This window comes from Frankia sp. R43 (assembly GCF_001306465.1).
Lineage (GTDB): Bacteria > Actinomycetota > Actinomycetes > Frankiales > Frankiaceae > Parafrankia > Parafrankia irregularis.
The window spans coordinates 571,287-591,311 of the sequence record NZ_LFCW01000006.1; the positions used below are offsets into that span (position 1 = coordinate 571,287).

The following is a 20,025-nucleotide window of genomic DNA, read 5'->3' on the forward strand; positions in this document are numbered from 1 at the left end:
CGCGAATGCGCCGGGCCGGACGTGCCCCGCGCCGTACAGTGACCTTCGTGCATGCGGTGACAGTGAGCGCGCCCGGTGGCCCTGATGTCATGACCTGGGCGGAGGTGCCCGATCTTCCTCCGCCGGGGCCGGGCGAGGTCACGCTCGACGTCGTGGCCACCGCGGTCAACCGTGCGGACCTGCTGCAGCGGCAGGGTTTCTACCCTCCTCCGCCCGGTGAGAGCGACATCATCGGCCTGGAGTGCTCGGGCCGAGTAGCCGTGGTGGGCCCCGGTGTCGCAGGGTTCGCGCCGGGCGACGAGGTGTGTGCACTGCTTGCCGGCGGGGGGTATGCGACCCGGGTGAACGTCCCGGCGGGCCAGCTTCTGCCGGTGCCCGCCGGCGTGACCCTCGTCCACGCCGCGGGCCTGGCGGAGGTGGCCTGCACTGTGTACTCAACGGTCTTCGAACGCGCGGAGCTGGCGGACGGTGAGGTCTTCCTCGTCCACGGTGGTGCGTCCGGGATCGGGACCTTCGCGATCCAGGCGGTGCGGGCGCTGCGCCCGGCCGCGGTGATCGCGGCCACCGCGGGCAGCGCGGAGAAGCTCGCGCGCTGCCGTGAGCTCGGCGCGAACATCACGATCTCCTACCGGGACGAGGATTTCGTCGCCCGGGTGCGGGAGGAGACCGGTGGCCACGGCGCGGACGTGATCCTCGACAACATGGGCGCGTCCTATCTGGAGCGCAACGTCTCGCTGCTTGCGCCGGATGGTCGACTCGTCGTGATCGGCCTGCAGGGGGGCACCAAGGGGACGCTGAACCTGTCGGCCCTGCTGCCCAAGCGGGGCAGCGTGCACGCGCTGTCGCTGCGCAACCGCCCGGCCGGGCAGAAGGCGCGGATCGTCGCGGGGGTCCGGCAGCACGTGTGGCCGCTGGTCGCCGAGGGGCGCATCCAGCCGGTGATCGACCGTGTTCTCCCGATCTCGGACGTCCAGGCGGCCCACCGGATCGTGGAGGAGCTCGGGCACGTGGGCAAGGTCATCCTGAACGTCGGTGGCTGATCGGCCGGTGCTCAACAGCTGTTCATCGGGCTGACCAGGGAAGTCGTCGCCGCGGTTGGGTCAGGGAACGAATTCGGCCGTTGGTCACCTTTCCTGGTGTTTCGTCCGGCCCGCAGCGGGCCCATCATCCGGTGCGCTGTGGCCGGAGCGTGAACCGTTGTCGGCGCGAACAGGAGCCGGCGATTCCGTTGGATGGACTCGCCCGCTCGGGAGGGCAGGATGGAGGCATGACAGACCAACCGAAACCCCGCGTCGTCGTCGTCGGCCCGGACGGCGCCCTGCAGGAGGTCCGTGGGGCGGTCGGCGTGCCGCTCACACCGTCCGCGGAACCCGGCTCCCACCCGGCGGCCGAGGGGTCGGACGGCGAGGTCAAGAACCCGTTCGCCGACATGGTGTCCCAGCCCGACAAGGTCATGCGAATCGGCACGATGATCAAGCAACTGCTTGACGAGGTGCGGGCGGCGCCGCTGGACGACGCCAGCCGGGTCCGGCTCCGCCGGATCCATCAGAGCTCGATCGCCGAGCTGTCGGACGGCCTCGCGCCGGAGCTGAGGGAGGAGCTCGCCCGGCTCTCCCTCCCGTTCGACGAGAACGTGACGCCGTCCGACGGAGAGCTCCGCATCGCCCAGGCGCAGCTCGTCGGCTGGCTCGAAGGGCTTTTCCACGGGCTGCAGACAGCGCTGTTCGCCCAGCAGATGGCGGCGCGCGCCCAGCTCGAGGAGATGCGTCGGCGCGCGCTTCCCAGCGGTCAGCAGCAGCAGGGCGGCAACGAGCCCTTCGGCGGTACCTACCTTTGACGTCCTCCCCCGCGTGAACCGCGGGGGATTCCAACGGACCCTCGTGATCAGGCAAGCACCTGATCAGCTGGCCGGGCTCACCGAGCTCATGTTGAAGTCGGGGATCCGTAGCGTGGGCATCCGCGCGAGGGTGAACCAGTCGGCCCATTCGCGGGGCAGTGTCCGTGCGGTGGCGCCGATCTCGGTGGCGCGGCCCAGCAGGTCGACCGGCGACTCGTTGAACCGGAAGTTGTTGACGGCACCGACGACCTCACCGTCCTCGACCAGGAAGACGCCGTCCCGGGTGAGGCCGGTGAGCAGGAGCACCTCCGGGTCCACCTCGCGGATGTACCACAGGCAGGTCAGAAGCAGGCCGCGTCGTGTCGAGGCAATCATGTCGTCGAGGCTGGCGGTGCCTCCTCCGTCGAGGAGCAGGTTGTCGACCAGCGGGGTGACGGGCGTGCCGGGCATGCCGGGCGCTGCGTCGGCGCGGCCGGCTGACCGTGCCGACGCACGAGTCTGCACGAGCGCGTTGAGGCGTCCGTCCAGGATCCAGTCGGTCGGCCCGAGCGGCAGACCGTTGTCGAAGACGCTGGAGGTGGCCGAGGACGAGGCCGCCGTGACGAACGGTGTGGTTGCCAGGCCGGCCGCACCGGGGTCGCTCCACAGCCGCAGACCCGCCGGGCCGATCATCTCCCCGATGCGCGTTCCGCCGCCGGGGCGGCTGAACACCGTGCGCCCTTCGGCGGCGTCCCGGCCGGCGGCCGACCAGTAGAGATCGACCATGAGGTCGGCGACGGCTGACGGTGGCAGCAGCGTCTCGTACCGGCCGGCCGGAAGGTCGACGGAGCGGCCACACCATGCCAGCCGGGCCCGCAGGTGCTGGTCGGTCGCCGCGACGTCCACATCGGTGAAGTCAGGAGTGGACTGGCCGTGCCACACGGAGCCACCGGGGACGTTGCTCTTGGCGTTCCACTCCACCGAACCGGTCGGCTGGCTGTGGCGCAGCCGCAGGCCGGTCGACGTCCCGAGCCAGGTGGTGGTGAGGTCATGTGAGGCGAAGCCGAACAGCCGCCGGTCCTCGGCACGGGCGGCGCCGAACGCCTCGGCGAGATCACGGGCGAACGCCGCGAACACCGCGCTGCTGGTCCGCTCGGCCGGGTCGGTGAAGACGCCGACCGGCGATCCCGGCGACCCCGCGGACGCGGCCGGCGGGCCGCCCGCCGGGGTGATCAGCTCGCTGTAGTCCTCGGCGTCCTCCGACTCCCGCGCGGCCGCTTCCGAGGCACGGACCAGCGCCTCCAGGACAGCGAGGTCACCGTCGCCGCCCGGCCCGTCCACCGCGGAGGTGGTACGCACGCCGAAGGACCGCCCGACGACACTGATGACCGTCACCGACCGGTCCCGGGCGGCACCGTTCGTGGTCAGGGTGTTGTTCGCCCAGCGCAGGTTGACCGTGCTGGACTCACTGGCGATGACGATCGCGCCGTCCGCGCGGGACAGTTCCAGCGCTCGCTCGACGATCTCGTGCGAGGCCCGGATCGCGTGTGCCGCCCCGGCCACCGGGAACCCCCCGCTCATCGCCCGCCCTCACGACGGGTGTTAAGGATGTTGACGTTGCGGAACAGTGCCGTCGGGCAGCCATGGCTGACCGCGGCGACCTGGCCGGGCTGGCCCTTGCCGCAGTTGAACGCCCCACCCAGCACGTAGGTCTGCGGGCCGCCGACAGCGTCCAGCGAGCCCCAGAAGTCGGTGGTGGTGGCCTGGTAGGCGACGTCGCGCAGCTGGCCCACCAGCTGCCCCTTGCGGATCTCGTAGAAGCGCTGCCCGGTGAACTGGAAGTTGTAGCGCTGCATGTCGATGGACCAGCTCCGGTCGCCGACCACGTAGATGCCGCGGTCCACCCGGCTGATCAGCTCCTCGGTCGACGGGCCACCGGGCGCGGGGAGCAGCGACACGTTCGCCATCCGCTGGATCGGGACATGGCCTGGCGAGTCGGCGAACGCGCAGCCGTTCGAGCGGTCCACGCCGAGCGCGGCCGCGTTCTGGGCGGCCATTCGCCGGTCGAGCTGGTAGCCGACCAGGACACCGTCGCGGACGATGTCCCACCGACCGGTCCGCACGCCCTCGTCGTCGTACCCGATCGTGGCCAGCCCGTGGGGCGCCGTGCGATCGCCGGTCACCGTCATGGCCGGCGAGCCGTACCGCAGCGACCCGAGCTGGTCGAGGGTGGCGAAGGACGTCCCCGCGTACGCGGCCTCGTAGCCGAGCGCGCGGTCGAGCTCGGTGGCGTGCCCGACGGACTCGTGGATCGTCAGCCAGAGATTGGACGGATCGACGACGAGGTCGTAGCGGCCCGGCTCGACGGATGACGCCTTCGCCTTCTCCGCCAGCAACGACGGGATCAGGTCGAGCTCGGCCTCCCAGTCCCAGCAGCCCGCCGCCGGGCCGGCGACCATCCACTCCCAGCCGCGGCCGACCGGCGGCGCGATCGTGCGCATCGTCTCGAAGCCGCCGGCCGGATCCACCCGGGTCGCCTCGAGCTGGCAGATCACCCGAACCCGCTGCTGGCTGGTGTCCGTGCCAGCGGTGTCGGCATAGAACTTGTTCTCCATGACGGCCTCGAAGTGCCCGTCCACGTGATCGACGTCCTGGGCGGCGAACAGTGTTCGACACAGGCCGCCGACCCGCTCGATCTGATCCCGTGGGTCGATGGCGAACGGGTCCGAACCGTAGGCGGACACCCAGGTGGCGCCGGCGTGGACCGGCTCGTCGGCCAGCTCCACCGGTTCCGAGTTGAGCGGCCTGGCCACCTTCGCCATCGCCACCGCCTCTCGGGCGACGCGGACGGCCTCGTCCACCGTCAGGTCGACGCCGGCGGCGAAGCCCCAGGTCCCGTCGTGCACCACCCGCACCGCGAAGCCCGCGGTGACGCCGTCGGAGCGGCTCTCCAGGCCGGCGTCACGGAAGGAGAGCGACGACTCCTTGAGCCGTTCGACCCGGATGTCCGCATGGCTGACGCCGAGGTCGCGGGCGGTCTGGAGGGCTGCGTCCGTGAGAGCCGCGGTGGGCAGCGCACGGAACTCCTCGTCGATCTGATGCGGTGGCAGAGCCGGAGTGGCCGGATCCCCGGGAACGGAAGGCGCCATACCCCCATCCTGGCCTGTCGGCGCGCCTGCCACGCGATCGCGTGCTCCGTCATCGCGATCGCGTCGCCGACCGGTGGGGTGAGCCTGCCGCGAGCCATGCCACGAGCCGTGTGGTGAGCCGTGTGGTGAGTCGTGCCGTGAGCCGTGCCGCCGGGCGCGGCCCGCCGGATCAGCGCGGACGCTGCTGGCCTCCCGGCGGATGCTCGCCGGGGCGCCGACGGACAGGTCCGCGCCGTGAGTCGTCGGGCTCCCCACCAGAGGACGGCGGTACCGGTGGTCGTGGCGGTATCCGGATGCGGTGCTTGGCGACCGCGGGGCGTGCCCGCTCGTCGTCCTGCTCCGGCATCCCAGGGCCCGCGGCCCGGCGGGACAGCAGGGACCCGGAGGTGCTCAGCCCGGCACGGGTGCCGACGACGTCCCACCGGCGCTCGACCTCGCGAACGGCCGCGACCAGACTGTCCAGGTGTGCGGCCGGCGCCTGCCCGCCGAAGAGATCGAACGTCATGGTCAGCGCGCAGACGAAGTGACGGGCGTCCGGCGCGTACGGGTCGACCCGGGCCGGCTGGCCGGCCCGCGGCGTCACCGCGCTCATGTACAGCCGGACGACGCGCTCGATTCGGGCCGAGAGGTTCTCGAGGAACGGATCCTCCCTGGTGCGCCAGGCACTGCGCGGTGGCGCGGGGAAAACCGGGGTCTCCTCCTCCCAGTCGTCAGCCATGTCATCCCACGCGGCGGCATCGTTCTGGTTGTCAACGGGTGCTCCGGGCCCGGCGGGTTCTCCGGAACCGGCGTGCTCGGCGTGCTCCCAACGACCCGCGGCCGGATCGGGGTGCTCCGCGTCCCTTCGCGGGAGGCACCAGAAATCGTTCTCCAGCACCTCATCCGCCGGATACCAGTCCTCCACCGGATAGCCGTCGGCCACCTCGCTCGGTTCACCCGGCTCTGGCCGAGTCGCGATGACACCGCCGGCTGGCCATGGATCCGGATTTCCGGTGCCGGGCAGATCCGGGTCGAACAGGTCGGAAAGACGTATACCGCTTCCCTGTTCCGCGCCGTCGAGGTGCTGGCGGGGAGTGGGAAGCGGGGTGTGGGTCCACCGCACCGCGGTCGGATCCGGTCTCGACCGCAGGTCGGAATCGCCCCGATATCTGTTTCGGAATCGCCGCCGGAACAGGCGCCGGTCGCCCGGTTCGCCGTCGTCGCCCCGGGGACCGCGTCGCCGGTCGGACCGTCGGGGCCAGGGCGCGTGGACGGCTATGCCGAGCAGCACAAGGACCGCTCCCGCGACCGTCGGAATCAGGGAGATCCCGTGGTCGCCGGCGTCCGTGGGACCCGAACGGACCGTTTCCGGCGGTACACCCGGCAGCGCAAGGTTTCCGTCGTGGTTGCCGTCGTGCGACGTGGCGGTGGACTCACCTGCGACCAGGGCGCCGACGCCGGCCGCGCCGGCCAGCAACACGGTGAGAAGCGCGAGCAGGAAGGCGGCGCGAAGCCTTCTGCGCCTGGCGCTGAAGACAGTCAATGCCACACCGATGACCGCCGCCCCGACTGACAGGCCCGGATGGAGGTCGTTGCTGGTGAGCACGCTCATTCCTGTTCTCCCCCGTATCGGTTCCCGGGGGATGCTGCTGGCTCGATCGGTGCCGCTGGAGACGGGCTGGAGGCACCCGTACGGACCGGTGCCGGCGCAACTCCGGCGCAGCAGAAGACGTGTGTGGTCGGGGAGGAACACGGCGCTCCACCCGGCCGTGGTTCCGCGGATGACCGCGCCCCCGTGCCAGACATCCGATGCACCTCCTCGGGTGCGGGAGGACCTGTGGAACGCCCCCGATAGGGTCTGTCGGGGTGTCTCGAATCGTGACTCCTGTAGCGCTGTGCCACAAGGTCCTTTTGACGAATAATCCTTGATCTTTCTGAGATCGCGCCGAAAGTCGATATTTGATTACGCGAAGATATAGAGTGGTTACAGGGCGTGATTATCCCCACTTTCTCTCATCGTCTATATCTTGTCGATCTCCGAACTGATTTTCCATGCGTAGCGGTGGGCGTGAAGCGCATCTTTATGCTCTACTCGGGCTTGCCTCCCCGTGAGACGAACGGCGGCATCGTTCGTTTGCGTCACGCGCGATGCCCAACCGGGTCGACCGGTGGCCGAGGTGAGTACAGAGAGGCTGAATCGATGACTCTGACCCCGTTGGCGGCTGTCTGTAACACCGCCGCGTGCCCGGCGGTGTTCCTGGACGAATCGGGCGCGATCGTCATCCGGGGTGATCAGATGGATCCGCCGCCGGCCGCCGTGGTCCTGTCGCCCGGCGAGGCGCTGGTTGTCATCCCGTCGGCCCTGTTGCTGGAAGCGGCCCGGCGGCTCGGCCCGCTGTGAGTGGGGTGCGTCGTGGTTGCTGAGGCCGTGCATCGGCGTAACTGACGCCGTGCGCCGGCGTTTCTGAGGCAATGCGCCGGCGTTTCTGAGCCGGTGTGCCGGGTCGGGTGTGTGGCGGTGTGCCGGGTCGGGTGTGAGGCGGGCCGACGCTGCGGGCCTGGATGCGAGCACGGATGCGGGTCGGACTGGCTCAGGCGGTCGGAGCCCGCCACCCCGAGTACGCGGTGCCGGTTTGTCGCGGAACAGAGCCGGCTTTGGTAACAAAGTATTCCAGTGCGATTACGGAACGTGGTTGGATCCTGTCGGGTAACCGGGCGACCTGGTGCCTCGCTCATGCGTGCCCTGCCGGAGGGTCGCCAGCTCCGCCGCTATATTCAAGCGGCTACGGGCCCGAGTCCGGAGTATTCGGCCGGCCGCCCGCATATGCCTCCGATCCGAGCTAGTATTCGTGGCGGCCGGCGGTGTCGTCGAGCTGACAGTCAGGAGCCGCGGAGCGATGGAGCTCACCCCGTTGGTCGGCATGGCCTGCAACACGTCGGGATGTCCGACCATTTACACCACCGAGGGTACCGATCTGGTGGTGCAGGGTTATATTGTCCCGGATCGGCGCGGGGCCGGTGAGGTGCCGGAAGGCGAGACCCTGGTACGGATTCCTCGCCAGCTGCTCGTCGATGCGATTCGGAAGCTGCCCGCCGTAGACGGGTAGCCACCGACCGCCGAGAACCTCGCCGTTCGCCGGCCCGATGCAATGAGCCTTTTCCGTTGTCTACTCGGCCCTGCGGAACCCCTGACCGTGCACCGTGAGATGGAAAAGGCTCACTGACCGTACCGAGGTAACAATGGCGGATATCGGACCGGGCACGTCTTCTGCGTCTGCGTACGACGTCGACGACCACGGCGCTCGTTCCTCGGCGGTCAACATCGGCCGGATCCTCGGCTCCCTGCGTCGGGCCCGCGGCCTGACCGGCGAGGCCCTCGGTGCCAAGGTCGACATGAGTCAGGCGAAGATCTCCAAGCTTGAGCGGGGCCTGTTACGTCCCACTCCGGCGGACGTCGAGCGCATCGCCAGGGCTCTCGACGCGCCGGAGAACGCGTATCGGAACCTGATGGACGACGCGGAGAAGCTCCAGAACGCGGCCGCGCGGCGCGGCGGACGGCGCCGGATCGGCGCCGTCGGGCAGCACGACTACTTCACCGAGGAAGGGCGGGCACGGGAGCTGCGAAGCTACGAACCCGTGGCCGTCCCGGGCCTGCTGCAGATCAGTGAGTACACCCGGCGCGTGGTGAACGGATACTTCTCACTTCAGTACGCGGAGGACACGTCCGAACAGGAGTGGTACGCCGACACCGCGGCCACGGTCTCCCTGCGGGCCCAGCGGCAGGAGCGCCTTTACGAGCCGCAGCGGATCTTTGACTTCGTCATGATGGAATCAGTGCTCAGTAACCGGTTCGCCCCGCCGGCCTACATGCTCGCGCAGATCGACCGCATCGAAAAGGTCGCGGATCTGCCCAATGTCACGGTCCGCATCGTGCCCCGCGGGGTGGAGCTTCGGTTTCCGCCGGCCCAGGGCTTCACACTTCTCGACGATCGGGCCGTCATGCTCGAGTCGATTGAGGCGACAATTGTGCGGGACCGGCGGACCGTGGACTTCTACCGGCGGGTACACGACTACTTCGTCAAGAACTCCGAAACCGATCTGGCGCGGATGACCGATTCCTACAAGACCCTGTACGCGGATCTGGCGCGTCCCAGCTGACCCGCGCCGACGGGAGCACCAGGCCACGTCAGCGGTAGAGGCGCTCCAGCACCTGGGCGACGCCGTCGTCGTCGTTGGAGGCCGTGATCTCGTCGGCGGCCGCGAGGACCTCCGGATGCGCGTTCGCCACCGCCACCGAATGCCCGGCCCAGGCGAACATCGGCAGGTCATTCGGCATGTCCCCGAAGGCCACGACGTCGGTGGGCCCGATCCCGCAGCCTGCCGCAAGCTCGGCCAGAGCGACCGCCTTCGAGACACCCGGCCCGGAGATCTCGATCAGGTCGGCGCTCGACATGGTCACGGCCGCGTCGGATCCGGCGATGCTGACGACCGTCTGGTACACGTCGGTCATCACTGTTCCGCCCCGGCGGACGAGGAGCTTCGCGGTCGGCAGGAGGTCGAGGAGCTCCTGGAAACTGCCGACGACCTCGTCCGGGTCCGGCCACATGGTGAGGAACTCGGGTTCCCGCCCGAACCGCAACCCGCTCTCCACCGCGAAGGCCACACCGGGCACCACCTCCCGGATCGCCTGCGCGAGCCGCACCGCCGCCGACCGCTCCAGGACTGTCTCGCGCACCGCGACGCGAGCGTCAAGATCGTAGACGAGTGCGCCGTTGGCGCAGATGGCGAGGCCGGAGACCGCGGTCTGGCGGACGATGTCAGCCATCACCCGGGTGGGGCGACCGGTGACGAACACGACGGTCGCGCCAGCACCCTCGACCTGGCGCAGCGCGTCCCTGGTCCGGTCGGAGACGGTGCCGTCGGTACGGATCAGGGTTCCGTCCAGGTCGGTGGCGACAAGAGCGGGACGGGACACAAGTAATGAGTCAACCATTCGCAGCGATGCCGCACCATCGTCTGAGCGGGCTCGGTGGTGTCGGCTTCGGGTCGCTACCAGTCGATACCAGAGCATCGCCCGGAGTGCGTCGACCCACCGGTGATGTCGACTCGGATAGCTCATCGAGCTGATCCGCTGTGGCCTCAGGTGTGCCTGCGGCCAGAGTCGAGGCCGGGTGCCTCGAGTGCTGATCGGCGTCCCTGGCCTGGTCGCATGGATCGGATCGACGATCATGGTCGGCGTCCGGCCCGGCGGCTGCGGGTAGCATGCGGGCATGGTCCTTTCCGACGCGCCCGACGCGGCCCGTCCGTCCGCGACCGGCGGTGCTGGCGGAGTGGGGGGTTCCGGCAGCGGCGCCGGGGCTGGTTCCCGAGGCGCGGCCGCGGCTGAGGGCGTCGAGTTCGGCGGGCCGGCTGCATCGGTCACATCGCCGCCGTCCGCCACCGAATCCGCGCTTGGCGCAGGAAGCGGCAGCCGGGAAAGAAAAACATTTGACGAACTCTTTGCGGAGCTCGCGGGAAAATGGCGCGACCGGTCGCCGGGCTCGGGCACCGTCGCCGCGCTGGACCAAGGCCTGCACCACTTGGGTAAGAAGCTTGTGGAGGAGGCCGCCGAGGCCTGGATGGCCGCTGAGCACGAGAGCCGCGAGCGAGCGGCCGAGGAACTCTCACAGCTGCTCTACTGGAGTCAGCTGATGATGATTTCCCTGGGCCTTTCCCTGGACGACGTATACTCGCGCCTGTGAGTACGTCCGTTTTCTCCGCGGCCGTGTGTGCCGTGTGCGCCGTCGGCGAGTGGTGATGATGCTGCGTATCGCGGTTCCGAACAAGGGCGGGCTCGCGGCTCCGTCCAGTCAGTTGCTGTGCGACGCGGGTTACCGTGCACGGCGCGAGTCCGCCGAGCTCGTGATTGCAGATCTTGAGAACGACATCGAGTTCTTCTTCCTTCGCCCGCGTGACATAGCCGTGTATGTGGGTACAGGTCGGCTCGATCTGGGCATCACCGGTCGAGACCTTCTCGTCGACAGCAACACCGCCGCGCAGGAGCTCGTCCCGCTGGGGTTCGGCCAGTCGACATTTCACTACGCCGCGCCCGCCGGGGTGCTGAGCGACGTCCGGGAGCTCGACGGGCTGCGCATCGCCACCTCCTTCCCGGGCCTGGTGCGGACCGATCTCGCCGGGCGCGGTCTCTCCGCGCAGATCGTCAAGCTCGACGGCGCGGTGGAGACGGCGGTGCGGCTCGGCGTGGCGGATGCGGTGGCCGATGTCGTCGAGACCGGGCGGACGTTGCGGGCCGCGGGCCTGGAGCTTGTGGGCGAGTCGGTGCTCCACTCCGAGGCGATCATGATTGCCAAGCGGGGGGCGGAGCTGTCGACCGCTCATGAGCGGCTGCTGCGCCGGGTCCAGGGCGTCCTCGTTGCTCGGCGTTACGTGATGATGGACTACGACGTGCCTGCCTCCGTGCTGGAGAAGGCCTGCGAGATCACGCCGGGGTACGAGTCACCGACGATCTCGCCCCTGCAGCGCGAGGGCTGGGTCGCCGTCCGCGCGATGGTGCTGAAGGCCGAGGTCAACCGCACCATGGATGACCTGTGGGATCTTGGTGCCCGGGGGATTCTGGTCTCCGGGATCCAGGCCTGTCGCCTTTAGCACGGCGAAAGGCCTGGTGGCGTCACCGCTGGGCACGGCGCCCGGCGGTCCGCTGGCTGCGGCCGCCGGTCCGCTTTCGCCGACCGGCGGAACCAGCGTTCATGCTTTGATCGGAGCATGCGCGGGATCGGGAACGTCGGGCTGGCAACGGGTACTTCTGGACTGGCCTCCGATGTCGGCTCACCGGCTGCGAGCCCCGGCGCGGTGGGAGCCCGGGGCGTGGGGGACATGGGCACGGGGCCCATGGAGAAGGTCCTCGCGGACATCCACGATGCCTTTCAGAGCCACACGTCGGGTTCGGTGGCCAGCTACATTCCCGAGCTCGCCACGGCGGACCCGGATCTCTTCGGCCTCGCGGTCACCACGATGGATGGGCTTCACTACCAGGTCGGGGACAGTCAGGTTCCGTTCACGATCCAGTCGGTCTCCAAGCCGTTCGTGTACGCGCTTGCACTGCGTGACCGGGGCACCGACGACGTTCTGGCGCGGGTCGGCGTGGAGCCCACCGGCGATGCCTTCAACGCGATCACGCTTGAGCCGGGGAGTGGCCGGCCGCTGAATCCGATGGTCAACGCCGGAGCGATCCTCACATCGAGCCTGGTTCTCGGCAGTGACACCGAGGAGCGTTTCGCCCGCATTCTGGATGGTCTGTCATCCTTTGCGGGGCGGCGGCTGACGGTGAACGAACGGGTTTTCACCTCGGAGCGCGGCACCGGTGATCGCAACCGCGCGATCGGCTTCCTGATGCGTGGCGCCGGCGCGCTGCGCGGCTCCGTGGACGAGATCTGCGACGTCTACTTCCGGCAGTGCTCGGTCGAGGTGACCGCGGCTGACCTGGCGGTGATGGCAGGCACGCTGGCCCACGGCGGGGTCAACCCACGCACCGGCGAGCGAGTGCTCGACGAGGAGCACGTCAACCACGTGCTGACAGTCATGGTGACCTGCGGCATGTACGACCGGGCCGGAACCTGGTTGTTCCGGGTGGGCCTGCCGGCCAAGAGCGGCGTGGCAGGTGGGGTCTGCGCGGTGCTGCCCGGGCAGCTCGGCATCGGTGTCTTCAGCCCGCCGCTCGACGAGGTGGGAAACAGCGTCCGGGGGGTCCGGGCGTGCGAGATGCTGGCGTCCCGCTTCGCGCTGCATCTGCTGGCGCCTCAGGGCGAGCCGCCGCATCCGGTGCGCGGGACACACCGTGGCGACGCGCTGAGCTCGAAGCGGCTGCGCGGTGCGCGGGAACGTGCCGCGCTCGCCCGATCCGGTTCCGCCATCATCATTCACGAACTGCAGGGCGACCTGGTGTTCGCCAGCGCGGAGCGGGTCGTCCGAACTGTCCGGGCGAACCTGGACGGTGTCCGCTGGGTGGTGCTTGACCTGCGGCGGGTCGCCGCGGTCCGGGAGCCCGCGGTCGAGCTGATCCGGGTCATGGTCGATGACCTCGCGGCGCAGGGAACGACGGTGCTCTTCGCTGATCCACGGGCGATACCGGGCGTCGCCCGGCTGATGCTCGGTACGGCCAACACGATGCGGCTGCCCGATCTGGAAACCGCACTTGAACACGCGGAGGAGGCCCTGCTCGCGGCCGAGGACCTGGCCACCCCTCCGCCGACCGCGCATGTCGACCTCGGAGCGCAGGAACTGCTCGCTGATCTCGCCGACCTCGGTGAGCAGGCCGCCCGCGCCGTCGCCGACGCGTGTGAGCGTCGTTCCTACGAGGTCGGTGACACGATCTTCGATGTCGGTGAGCCGGCGGACGCGCTCTTCTTCGTGACGCGCGGGGTGGTGAACGCGCTGGCCCCGAACTCCGACAGGACCAGGTGGTTCCGCCTCAGTGCGATTCCGGCCGGGAGTGCCTTCGGTGAGATCGCGCTCGTCGAAGGTGGCCGGCGGTCCACCCGCACGGTGGTGGCCCAGCCCGCGACCTGCGAGGTGCTGTCCGTCGAGGCCTTCGCGACGCTGCTGCGAGACCAGCCGGACGTGTACAACGCGCTGGTCCGTTCGATCGCGCGGAGCCTGTCGTCCCAGCTCCGCCAGGCCACGTTGGAGATCCAGTCGCTGGAGGAGTGACCGGCGAGGCCGCGAGACCCTGTAACCGCTGGTCATGCGGCCCCGCGGATGGTCAGCGGCCCCGCATGATCAGCGACATGCCCTCGCTGCGGGTGGCCGGGCTCAGGAACTGGCCGCGCACCGCCGACGTCACGGTGGTCGCTCCCGGCTTGCGAACGCCCCGCATGGACATGCACAGGTGCTCGGCCTCGACGACGACCATGACACCACGTGGGTCCAGGACGTCGACGAGGGCGTCGGCGACCTGTGAGGTGAGGCGCTCCTGCACCTGCGGCCGCCGGGCGTAGAGGTCCACCAGGCGGGCGAGCTTCGACAGGCCGGTGATCTGGCCCTTCTCGTTCGGGATGTAGGCGACGTGCGCCTTGCCCGCGAAAACCACCAGATGGTGCTCGCACAGTGACGAGAAGTCGATGTCGCGGACGAGGACCATCTCGTCGTGACCCTCGTCGAACACCGTGGTGAGGACCTCCGCGGGGTCCCGGCCGAGCCCTTCGACCGCCTCCTGGTAGGCGCGGGCGACCCGGTCGGGCGTCTTGCGCAGTCCTTCGCGGTCCGGGTCCTCGCCGATGCCGATCAACAGTTCGCGGACGGCCCGCGCGACCCGGTCGTGGTCGAACGGCCGGACCATGTCGGGCCGCTTGGGCCGCTTGCGTTCCGTGCTCGCAGAACTCGCCGATGACCCGTTGCCACCGCCGTTGTTGGCGTCGGTTCCTTCGGAGAGGGCCGTACGCTGATCGACGCCGACGAGGCCCGAAGCCGGGTCACTCGCCTGCTGCGAAACGGTCCTCGCCTGCTCGGAATCGGCGGTCAACGGCGTCTCCTGTCGTCATCGTTGTCCCAGGTGGGTGGCGCCCACGGGTTCGAGATCCGGGGTGTCTCCGGCGCCGGGTCTCCGGCCGCCCCAGGTGCCTGAGCAGGGCCACCGGAGCCGGGTGCACTGTGCCCGGTCTGCGCCGGGTCGCCGCCCGGGGCCGGCGTGTTCTGGGTGGACGTCGGGTCGGCCGACCCCGCGGGACGTGCATGCCCGCCGGATCCGTTGCCGTTGCCGTTCGGCGCACCGCCGTTGGTGGCGCCGGGATGGCGCGTGCCGCCGTTCGCGGCGTGGCCGGCCGGACCGCCCTTCACCATGTCGGAGACGTTGGTCGGGACCAGGCCCAGCTCGGCCGGGGTCTGGACCGGCGGCCGGTCCGACGGGATGCGCCGCCCGACGCCGGTGTACGAGCCGCGGCTCGGGCGCTTCTGCACCGTGGCGAAGACCTCCAGGACGTCGTCCTTGCTCAGGGTCTCCGAATCCATCAGGCGCAGCACCAGGTTGTCGAGGACGTCCCGGTAGGTCACCAGGATCTCCCACGCCTCGTCGTGCGCGGCCTCGATCAGCCGGCGCACCTCGTCGTCGATCTCGCTGGCGACTTCTTCGGAGTAGTCCCGCTGGTGGCCCATGTCGCGGCCGAGGAAGACCTCACCGGACTCGCTGCCGAACTTGATCGCGCCGAGCTTGTCGCTCATGCCGTACTGGGTGATCATCGCGCGGGAGATCTGGGTCGCCTTTTCGATGTCATCGCTGGCACCGGTGGTGGGCTCGTGGAAGACGAGCTCCTCCGCGGTGCGTCCACCGAGCAGCACGGCCAGCCGGTCGAGCATCTCCGACCTGGTTGACAGGTACTTGTCCTCCAGCGGCAGCTGCATGGTGTAACCGAGGGCGCGCCCACGAGGCAGGATTGTGATCTTGTGAACCGGGTCGGCGTTGGGAAGCGCGTGCGCCACGAGCGCGTGACCACCCTCGTGGTAGGCGATGCGCTTCTTCTCCTTCTCGTTCATCGCCCGGGTCTTGCGCTCGGGCCCGGCCATCACCCGGTCGATCGACTCCTCCAGCAGAGCCGACGAGATGAATCGGACGTCCGACCTGGCCGCCAGCAGGGCGGCCTCGTTCAGCACGTTCGCCAGGTCGGCACCGGTGAAGCCGGGCGTGCGACGGGCGATGGTCAGCAGGTCGACGTCGGGACCGATCGGCTTGCCCTTGGCGTGGACCTTGAGGATCGCCTCGCGCCCGAGAAGGTCGGGCCGGTCGACGACGATCTGGCGGTCGAATCGGCCGGGGCGCAGCAGCGCGGGGTCGAGGATGTCGGGCCGGTTGGTGGCGGCGATCAGGATGACGCCACCCTTCACGTCGAAACCGTCCATCTCGACGAGGAGCTGGTTCAGCGTCTGCTCGCGCTCGTCGTGGCCGCCGCCCAGGCCGGCGCCGCGGTGCCGGCCGACGGCGTCGATCTCGTCGACGAAGATGATCGCGGGGGCGTTCGTCTTGGCCTGCTCGAACAGGTCACGGACCCGGCTCGCGCCGACACCGACGAACATCTCGACGAAGTCCGAGCCGGAGATCGAGTAGAAGGGGACGCCGGCCTCACCGGCGACCGCCCGGGCGAGCAGGGTCTTACCGGTTCCCGGCGGCCCGTAGAGCAGGACACCCTTGGGGATCTTGGCGCCGATGGCCTGGAACTTGCCCGGATTCTCGAGGAACTCCTTGATCTCCTGGAGTTCCTCGATCGCCTCGTCGGAGCCCGCGACGTCGGCAAACGTGGTCTTTGGCGTGTCCTTGCTGACCAGTTTTGCCTTGGACTTCCCGAAGTTCATGACGCGGTTGCCGCCGCCCTGCATCTGGTTCATGAAGAACAGCAGCAGCGCGACGATCAGCACGACGGGCAGCAGGTTCAGCAGCAGCGAGACGAGCACGTTCCCGCGGTCGACGGTGACGTTGTACTTGACGTTCTGCGCCTTGAGCTCGTTGGCCAGGGCGATGGCCTGCTCGGTCGCGAAGGACGCCTCGTACTTCTTGCCGTTCTCCAGCTTGATCCGGATGATCTGCTTCGAGTCCTGGATCGTCGCGTCGACCACACGGTTCTCGGGCGCGGCGCTGGCACTCTGGTCGATCTTCTGCTGGACGGCGCTGAGCTCCGTCTTCTGGTACTCACTCGGCCCGGACAGCACGCCTGTCGTGAGAATGATCACGAAGAGGGCCAGGAGTAGCAGGGGTACCCAGCCGCGGAAGATTCTTCTTGGAGTCATCTGTTTGGAACGCCGGACACAAGCGTTCCACCCTCCTGCCCTGTGTGCTGCCCTCGATCGGGATTCCCTTGTGCCGAGGGTACCGCCGGCACGCGCATCTCACCGCGCGTACATCCGAGCAACGGCCCGCGGGCCCGCCCTGTTCCACGCACCGGGGTCGGAACTGGGCGCGCCTCGTCCCGGAGGAGCCGTGAGCCTGCGTGGTGAGCCTCAGGCGCGGCGGGCGATCGCCTCGGGTGTCAGCGTTCCCACGAACGGCAGAGTCCGGTAGTGCTCGGCGTAGTCGAGGCCGTAACCGACGACGAACGCGCTCGGGATGTCGAAGCCCACATACCGCAGGTCGACGTCCACCGTGATGGCCTCGGGCTTGCGGAACAGCGCCAGCACCTCCAGTGACGCCGGCCCGCGTGACCGCAGGTTCTTCAGCAGCCAGGACAGCGTCAGGCCGGAGTCGATGATGTCCTCGACGACGAGGACGTCCCGGCCCTCGATCGACCGGTCGAGGTCCTTGAGGATGCGGACGACCCCGGACGACGAGGTCGTCGACCCGTAGGACGAGACGGCCATGAAGTCCATGGTGATCGGGACGGACAGCGCCCGGGACAGGTCCGCCATCACCATGACGGCGCCCTTGAGCACCCCGACCAGCAGGATTTCGCGGCCGGCGTAGTCCGCGTCGACGCGCGCGGCCAACTCTGCGATCTTGGCCGCAATCTCCTCCTGGCTGACGAGGATGTCGTCGATATCCGGATGAATCCGGGCTCGAGCAGACTCATCTGTCGGATTCGAAGTGCGGTCGTTGTCGGGCTTCGCCGTAGCGGCCTGGCTCACCGGCCTGTCCTCCTGGTTGTGCGCTGGGTGGGCCGGCCCTCGCTCGCCGGACTCTGCGGCTTCGGCGACGATCGGGGTATCTGGACCGACAATGGCGATCCTGCCACCCGTCCGGCGTGCCAGCACGCCCGACGGGAGCGGCACGGGCCGCTGCCCGCGCCAGCGGGTGACCAGTTCCTCGATCGCCCAGACATGCCCGGCCCGCAGCGCCGAGGCCGAGGAACCCGCCGTCAGCGCCGCGCGCCGCAGCACGCGGCTGCGCACGGCCTGGGACAGGCCCGCGAGCGCTTCGACCTCGAGCTCCACCCGCGCGGCCGGCCCCGGCGCGGAACCGGCGGCGTCCCGCTCCGGCTCCTGGTCCCGCTCCGGTTCCTGGTCCCGCTCCGGTTCCTGGTCCCGCTCCGGTTCCTGGTCCCGCTCCGGTTCCGGTTCCTGGTCCTGTCCATGGTCCGGACCGGAAGCGGCGGTGAGGTCGGAGTAGGTCGCGTCGGCCAGCTCGTCCAGCGCCTCGGCGTCCGCGCGCAGCAGGTCGGCGGTGCGGGCGAGGGCCTGCGCGATTCCCGGCCCGAGCTCGGCCTCCAGCACCGGCAGCACCCGCGATCTCGTCCGGGCCCGGGCGAACGCGGGATCGGCGTTCGTCGGGTCCTCCCAGTACGGCAGGCCCAGGAACTGGCAGGCCTGGCGGGTCTGGTCCCGACGTAGCCCGAGCAACGGCCGGCGGATCAGCCCGTCAAGGGCCGGCATGCCGCTCAACGAGCGGGCGCCGGAGCCCCGGGCCAGGCGTAGCAGCACGGTCTCGGCCTGATCGTCGAGGGTGTGGCCGAGCAGTACGGCGTGTGCGCCGAGACGTCGAGCCGCCGCGAGCAGGGCTTTCCTACGCTCGTCCCGGGCGGCGCCCTCAGAGCGGGGGGACGGGGCCGCGAGGATCTCCACCGGGGACAGCCCCAGCGCCCGGCCCTGAGCCGCGACCTCCTCGGCCCGCGCGCGTGAGTTGTCATCCCAGGCGTGATCCACCGTCAGCAGGCCGGCCCGCAGCGCACGCCGGGGAGCGACGAAGGCCACCGCGGCCGCAAGCGCCAACGAGTCGGCGCCACCCGAACAGGCGACCAGCACCAGGGCGCCCGGTGGAAGGTCGGCCACCGCGTCGCGGACACCGAGGCGCACCGCCGCGACGGCCGGTGCGGGCATGCCCCGCGGGGTCTGGGGCGCCGCCGGCCGAGCCGCCGTCACGAAGACCTGGCCGACACGTTGACCCGGGCCCTCAGGCCGTCAGGCCGACATCGACGGCCGGGTGCCGAGCACCCGCAGCATCCACGCCCCGGGGTCGGCCAGCTCCGACCTGGTCGGCAGCGTCTGCGGCGACTGCCAGACGTGGTTGAAGCCCTCGACACCGGCGTCGGCCACCACGGCCCGGACGAAGGCGCCGCCCTGGCGGTACTGCTGCATCTTCAGGTCGAGCCCGAGCAGACGCCGCAGGAACCGGTCGATGGGCGAGCCGCCGGAGCGACGGTTGTCGAACTTGGCCCGGATGTCGGCCACCGTCGGCACGACCAGCGGGCCGACCGCGTCCATGACCTGGTCGGCGTGGCCCTCCAGCAGGGTCATCAGCGCCTGGAGCCGGTCCAGGACGGCGCGCTGCGCCGGTGTCTGCAACGCCTCCACCACGCTCGGCGCGTCCGGGCCGTGATCGCGGACGGCGCTGCGCAGCGCCGTCACGGCCGCGCGCACCCGGTCGGCAAGGACGTCCGGGTCGAGATCGGTGGCGGCGATGAACGACGTGATCTCGGACTCGAGGTGCTCGCGAAGCCAGGGAACCGCGGTGAACTGGCTGCGGTGGGTCTGCTCGTGCAGGCACACCCAGAGCCGGAAGTCACGCGGGACGACGTTGAGCGCCTCCTCGGCGTGGGCGATGTTGGGCGCCACCAGGCTCAGCCGACCCACCGGGAGCGCCGCCACCGCGGCCGCTGCGGCCGCGGGCTTGGCGAGCGACGGCAGACCCGCGCCGGGCCCGCCCTCCTCGTACTCCTCCGGCGGCAGGAAGATCTCGAACTGGCCGAGAACCTTGCCGGCGAGGTAGGCCAGGGCGGAGCCGATCTGGATCCCGGTGACGCGGCGCCCCACGTTCGCGGAGAGGCGGCTGCGGTTCTGGTCGGAAAGCTTCTCCATCAGCGGCGCGGTGGCGACCCGCAGGCCCGCGACGTTGGAACGCACCCATTCGGGTCGGTCGACGACCGCGATCGGCGTCGCGGGACCGGCGGGAACCAGCTGCGTGTAGTCCTGTACGTGGCCCTCGGCGACCACGGCGAGCCTGCGAAGCTCGGAGACGATTTCATCCGCCTGCGCTCGGGTGCGCTGCGGGCCAGGACGGACGAGTTTCTTGGCAGTTGCTACAGCGAGGCCCCAGTCGACCAGCTCAGCGTCCACGAATACGAGCGTACCGGGCCTCCGGCGGGTTGGCCTGCCCGATCGGACGACCCGCTT

The 20,025-nt window shown here is 69.9% G+C and carries 16 protein-coding genes; 8 read left to right on the forward strand and 8 right to left on the reverse strand.

Going from position 1 to position 20,025, the window contains the following annotated elements:
- Positions 1 to 47 precede the first annotated feature (47 nt).
- Both ACG83_RS26815 and ACG83_RS26820 read left to right on the forward strand, forming a co-directional pair.
- Entirely contained in the window at positions 48 to 1,040 is a 993-nt protein-coding gene (locus ACG83_RS26815) for an NAD(P)H-quinone oxidoreductase (RefSeq protein WP_076828860.1), read from the forward strand.
- Between the two features lie 227 nt (positions 1,041 to 1,267).
- Positions 1,268 to 1,837: a bacterial proteasome activator family protein gene (locus ACG83_RS26820; RefSeq protein WP_054568999.1), complete on the forward strand. Its 570-nt coding sequence runs from the start codon at positions 1,268 to 1,270 to the stop codon at positions 1,835 to 1,837.
- A gap of 63 nt (positions 1,838 to 1,900) precedes the next feature.
- Here the strand turns inward: ACG83_RS26820 and ACG83_RS26825 are convergent, their stop codons facing one another.
- From ACG83_RS26825 to ACG83_RS26835, 3 genes are all read right to left on the reverse strand, one after another.
- Entirely contained in the window at positions 1,901 to 3,397 is a 1,497-nt protein-coding gene (locus ACG83_RS26825) for a metallopeptidase TldD-related protein (protein ID WP_054569000.1), read from the reverse strand.
- Complete coding sequence (locus ACG83_RS26830) at positions 3,394 to 4,965, reverse strand: TldD/PmbA family protein (protein WP_054569001.1); 1,572 nt, start codon at positions 4,963 to 4,965, stop codon at positions 3,394 to 3,396. Before ACG83_RS26830 ends, ACG83_RS26825 begins: the two co-directional genes overlap by 4 nt.
- A gap of 169 nt (positions 4,966 to 5,134) precedes the next feature.
- Positions 5,135 to 6,556, reverse strand: coding sequence for a hypothetical protein (locus ACG83_RS26835; RefSeq protein WP_054569002.1), 1,422 nt, complete (start codon positions 6,554 to 6,556; stop codon positions 5,135 to 5,137).
- Between the two features lie 588 nt (positions 6,557 to 7,144).
- On the opposite strand from ACG83_RS26835, the gene ACG83_RS26840 reads away from it, so the two are divergent.
- The 3 genes from ACG83_RS26840 (at position 7,145) to ACG83_RS26850 (ending at position 9,102) form a co-directional block, all read left to right on the forward strand.
- Positions 7,145 to 7,345, forward strand: coding sequence for a hypothetical protein (locus tag ACG83_RS26840; protein ID WP_054569003.1), 201 nt, complete (start codon positions 7,145 to 7,147; stop codon positions 7,343 to 7,345).
- 496 nt (positions 7,346 to 7,841) lie between these two features.
- Complete coding sequence (locus tag ACG83_RS26845; protein WP_054569004.1) at positions 7,842 to 8,051, forward strand: hypothetical protein; 210 nt, start codon at positions 7,842 to 7,844, stop codon at positions 8,049 to 8,051.
- A gap of 133 nt (positions 8,052 to 8,184) precedes the next feature.
- The gene (locus ACG83_RS26850; protein WP_054569005.1) at positions 8,185 to 9,102 is read left to right on the forward strand and encodes a helix-turn-helix transcriptional regulator; all 918 of its coding nucleotides are present in this window, start codon (positions 8,185 to 8,187) and stop codon (positions 9,100 to 9,102) included.
- A 28-nt stretch (positions 9,103 to 9,130) separates the two neighbouring features.
- Here the strand turns inward: ACG83_RS26850 and ACG83_RS26855 are convergent, their stop codons facing one another.
- Complete coding sequence (locus ACG83_RS26855) at positions 9,131 to 9,937, reverse strand: HAD family hydrolase (RefSeq protein WP_054569006.1); 807 nt, start codon at positions 9,935 to 9,937, stop codon at positions 9,131 to 9,133.
- Between the two features lie 277 nt (positions 9,938 to 10,214).
- Between ACG83_RS26855 and ACG83_RS26860 the strand changes: the two genes are divergently transcribed.
- From ACG83_RS26860 to glsA, 3 genes are all read left to right on the forward strand, one after another.
- Positions 10,215 to 10,685, forward strand: coding sequence for a phosphoribosyl-ATP diphosphatase (locus tag ACG83_RS26860; RefSeq protein WP_054569007.1), 471 nt, complete (start codon positions 10,215 to 10,217; stop codon positions 10,683 to 10,685).
- A 58-nt stretch (positions 10,686 to 10,743) separates the two neighbouring features.
- Positions 10,744 to 11,589 (forward strand): ATP phosphoribosyltransferase, encoded by an 846-nt coding sequence (hisG, locus tag ACG83_RS26865; RefSeq protein WP_054569173.1) that lies wholly within the window; start codon positions 10,744 to 10,746, stop codon positions 11,587 to 11,589.
- 228 nt (positions 11,590 to 11,817) lie between these two features.
- The gene (gene glsA, locus ACG83_RS26870; RefSeq protein WP_054569008.1) at positions 11,818 to 13,650 is read left to right on the forward strand and encodes a glutaminase A; all 1,833 of its coding nucleotides are present in this window, start codon (positions 11,818 to 11,820) and stop codon (positions 13,648 to 13,650) included.
- 52 nt (positions 13,651 to 13,702) lie between these two features.
- On the opposite strand, the gene folE is transcribed toward glsA, so the two are convergent.
- The 4 genes from folE to ACG83_RS26890 all read right to left on the reverse strand — a co-directional run bounded on the left by folE (position 13,703) and on the right by ACG83_RS26890 (position 19,968).
- Positions 13,703 to 14,461, reverse strand: coding sequence for a GTP cyclohydrolase I FolE (folE, locus tag ACG83_RS26875; RefSeq protein WP_054569009.1), 759 nt, complete (start codon positions 14,459 to 14,461; stop codon positions 13,703 to 13,705).
- Positions 14,458 to 16,713 (reverse strand): ATP-dependent zinc metalloprotease FtsH, encoded by a 2,256-nt coding sequence (ftsH, locus tag ACG83_RS26880; protein ID WP_054569010.1) that lies wholly within the window; start codon positions 16,711 to 16,713, stop codon positions 14,458 to 14,460. The genes folE and ftsH overlap by 4 nt, the downstream gene beginning before the upstream one ends.
- A 210-nt stretch (positions 16,714 to 16,923) precedes the next feature.
- Positions 16,924 to 18,732, reverse strand: coding sequence for a hypoxanthine phosphoribosyltransferase (hpt, locus tag ACG83_RS26885; RefSeq protein ID WP_054569174.1), 1,809 nt, complete (start codon positions 18,730 to 18,732; stop codon positions 16,924 to 16,926).
- 81 nt (positions 18,733 to 18,813) lie between these two features.
- Positions 18,814 to 19,968: a zinc-dependent metalloprotease gene (locus ACG83_RS26890; RefSeq protein WP_054569011.1), complete on the reverse strand. Its 1,155-nt coding sequence runs from the start codon at positions 19,966 to 19,968 to the stop codon at positions 18,814 to 18,816.
- Positions 19,969 to 20,025 lie beyond the last annotated feature (57 nt).

Coding starts and splice junctions, on each gene's coding strand:
- hpt (WP_054569174.1), bottom strand. CDS start 18,732: ATGCCCGCACCGGCCGTCGCGGCGGTGCGCCTCGGTGTCCGCGACGCG.
- ACG83_RS26860 (WP_054569007.1), top strand. CDS start 10,215: ATGGTCCTTTCCGACGCGCCCGACGCGGCCCGTCCGTCCGCGACCGGC.
- hisG (WP_054569173.1), top strand. CDS start 10,744: ATGCTGCGTATCGCGGTTCCGAACAAGGGCGGGCTCGCGGCTCCGTCC.
- ACG83_RS26830 (WP_054569001.1), bottom strand. CDS start 4,965: ATGGCGCCTTCCGTTCCCGGGGATCCGGCCACTCCGGCTCTGCCACCG.
- ftsH (WP_054569010.1), bottom strand. CDS start 16,713: ATGACTCCAAGAAGAATCTTCCGCGGCTGGGTACCCCTGCTACTCCTG.
- ACG83_RS26825 (WP_054569000.1), bottom strand. CDS start 3,397: ATGAGCGGGGGGTTCCCGGTGGCCGGGGCGGCACACGCGATCCGGGCC.
- ACG83_RS26845 (WP_054569004.1), top strand. CDS start 7,842: ATGGAGCTCACCCCGTTGGTCGGCATGGCCTGCAACACGTCGGGATGT.
- ACG83_RS26820 (WP_054568999.1), top strand. CDS start 1,268: ATGACAGACCAACCGAAACCCCGCGTCGTCGTCGTCGGCCCGGACGGC.
- ACG83_RS26840 (WP_054569003.1), top strand. CDS start 7,145: ATGACTCTGACCCCGTTGGCGGCTGTCTGTAACACCGCCGCGTGCCCG.
- ACG83_RS26855 (WP_054569006.1), bottom strand. CDS start 9,937: ATGGTTGACTCATTACTTGTGTCCCGTCCCGCTCTTGTCGCCACCGAC.
- ACG83_RS26850 (WP_054569005.1), top strand. CDS start 8,185: ATGGCGGATATCGGACCGGGCACGTCTTCTGCGTCTGCGTACGACGTC.
- ACG83_RS26835 (WP_054569002.1), bottom strand. CDS start 6,556: ATGAGCGTGCTCACCAGCAACGACCTCCATCCGGGCCTGTCAGTCGGG.
- glsA (WP_054569008.1), top strand. CDS start 11,818: ATGGGCACGGGGCCCATGGAGAAGGTCCTCGCGGACATCCACGATGCC.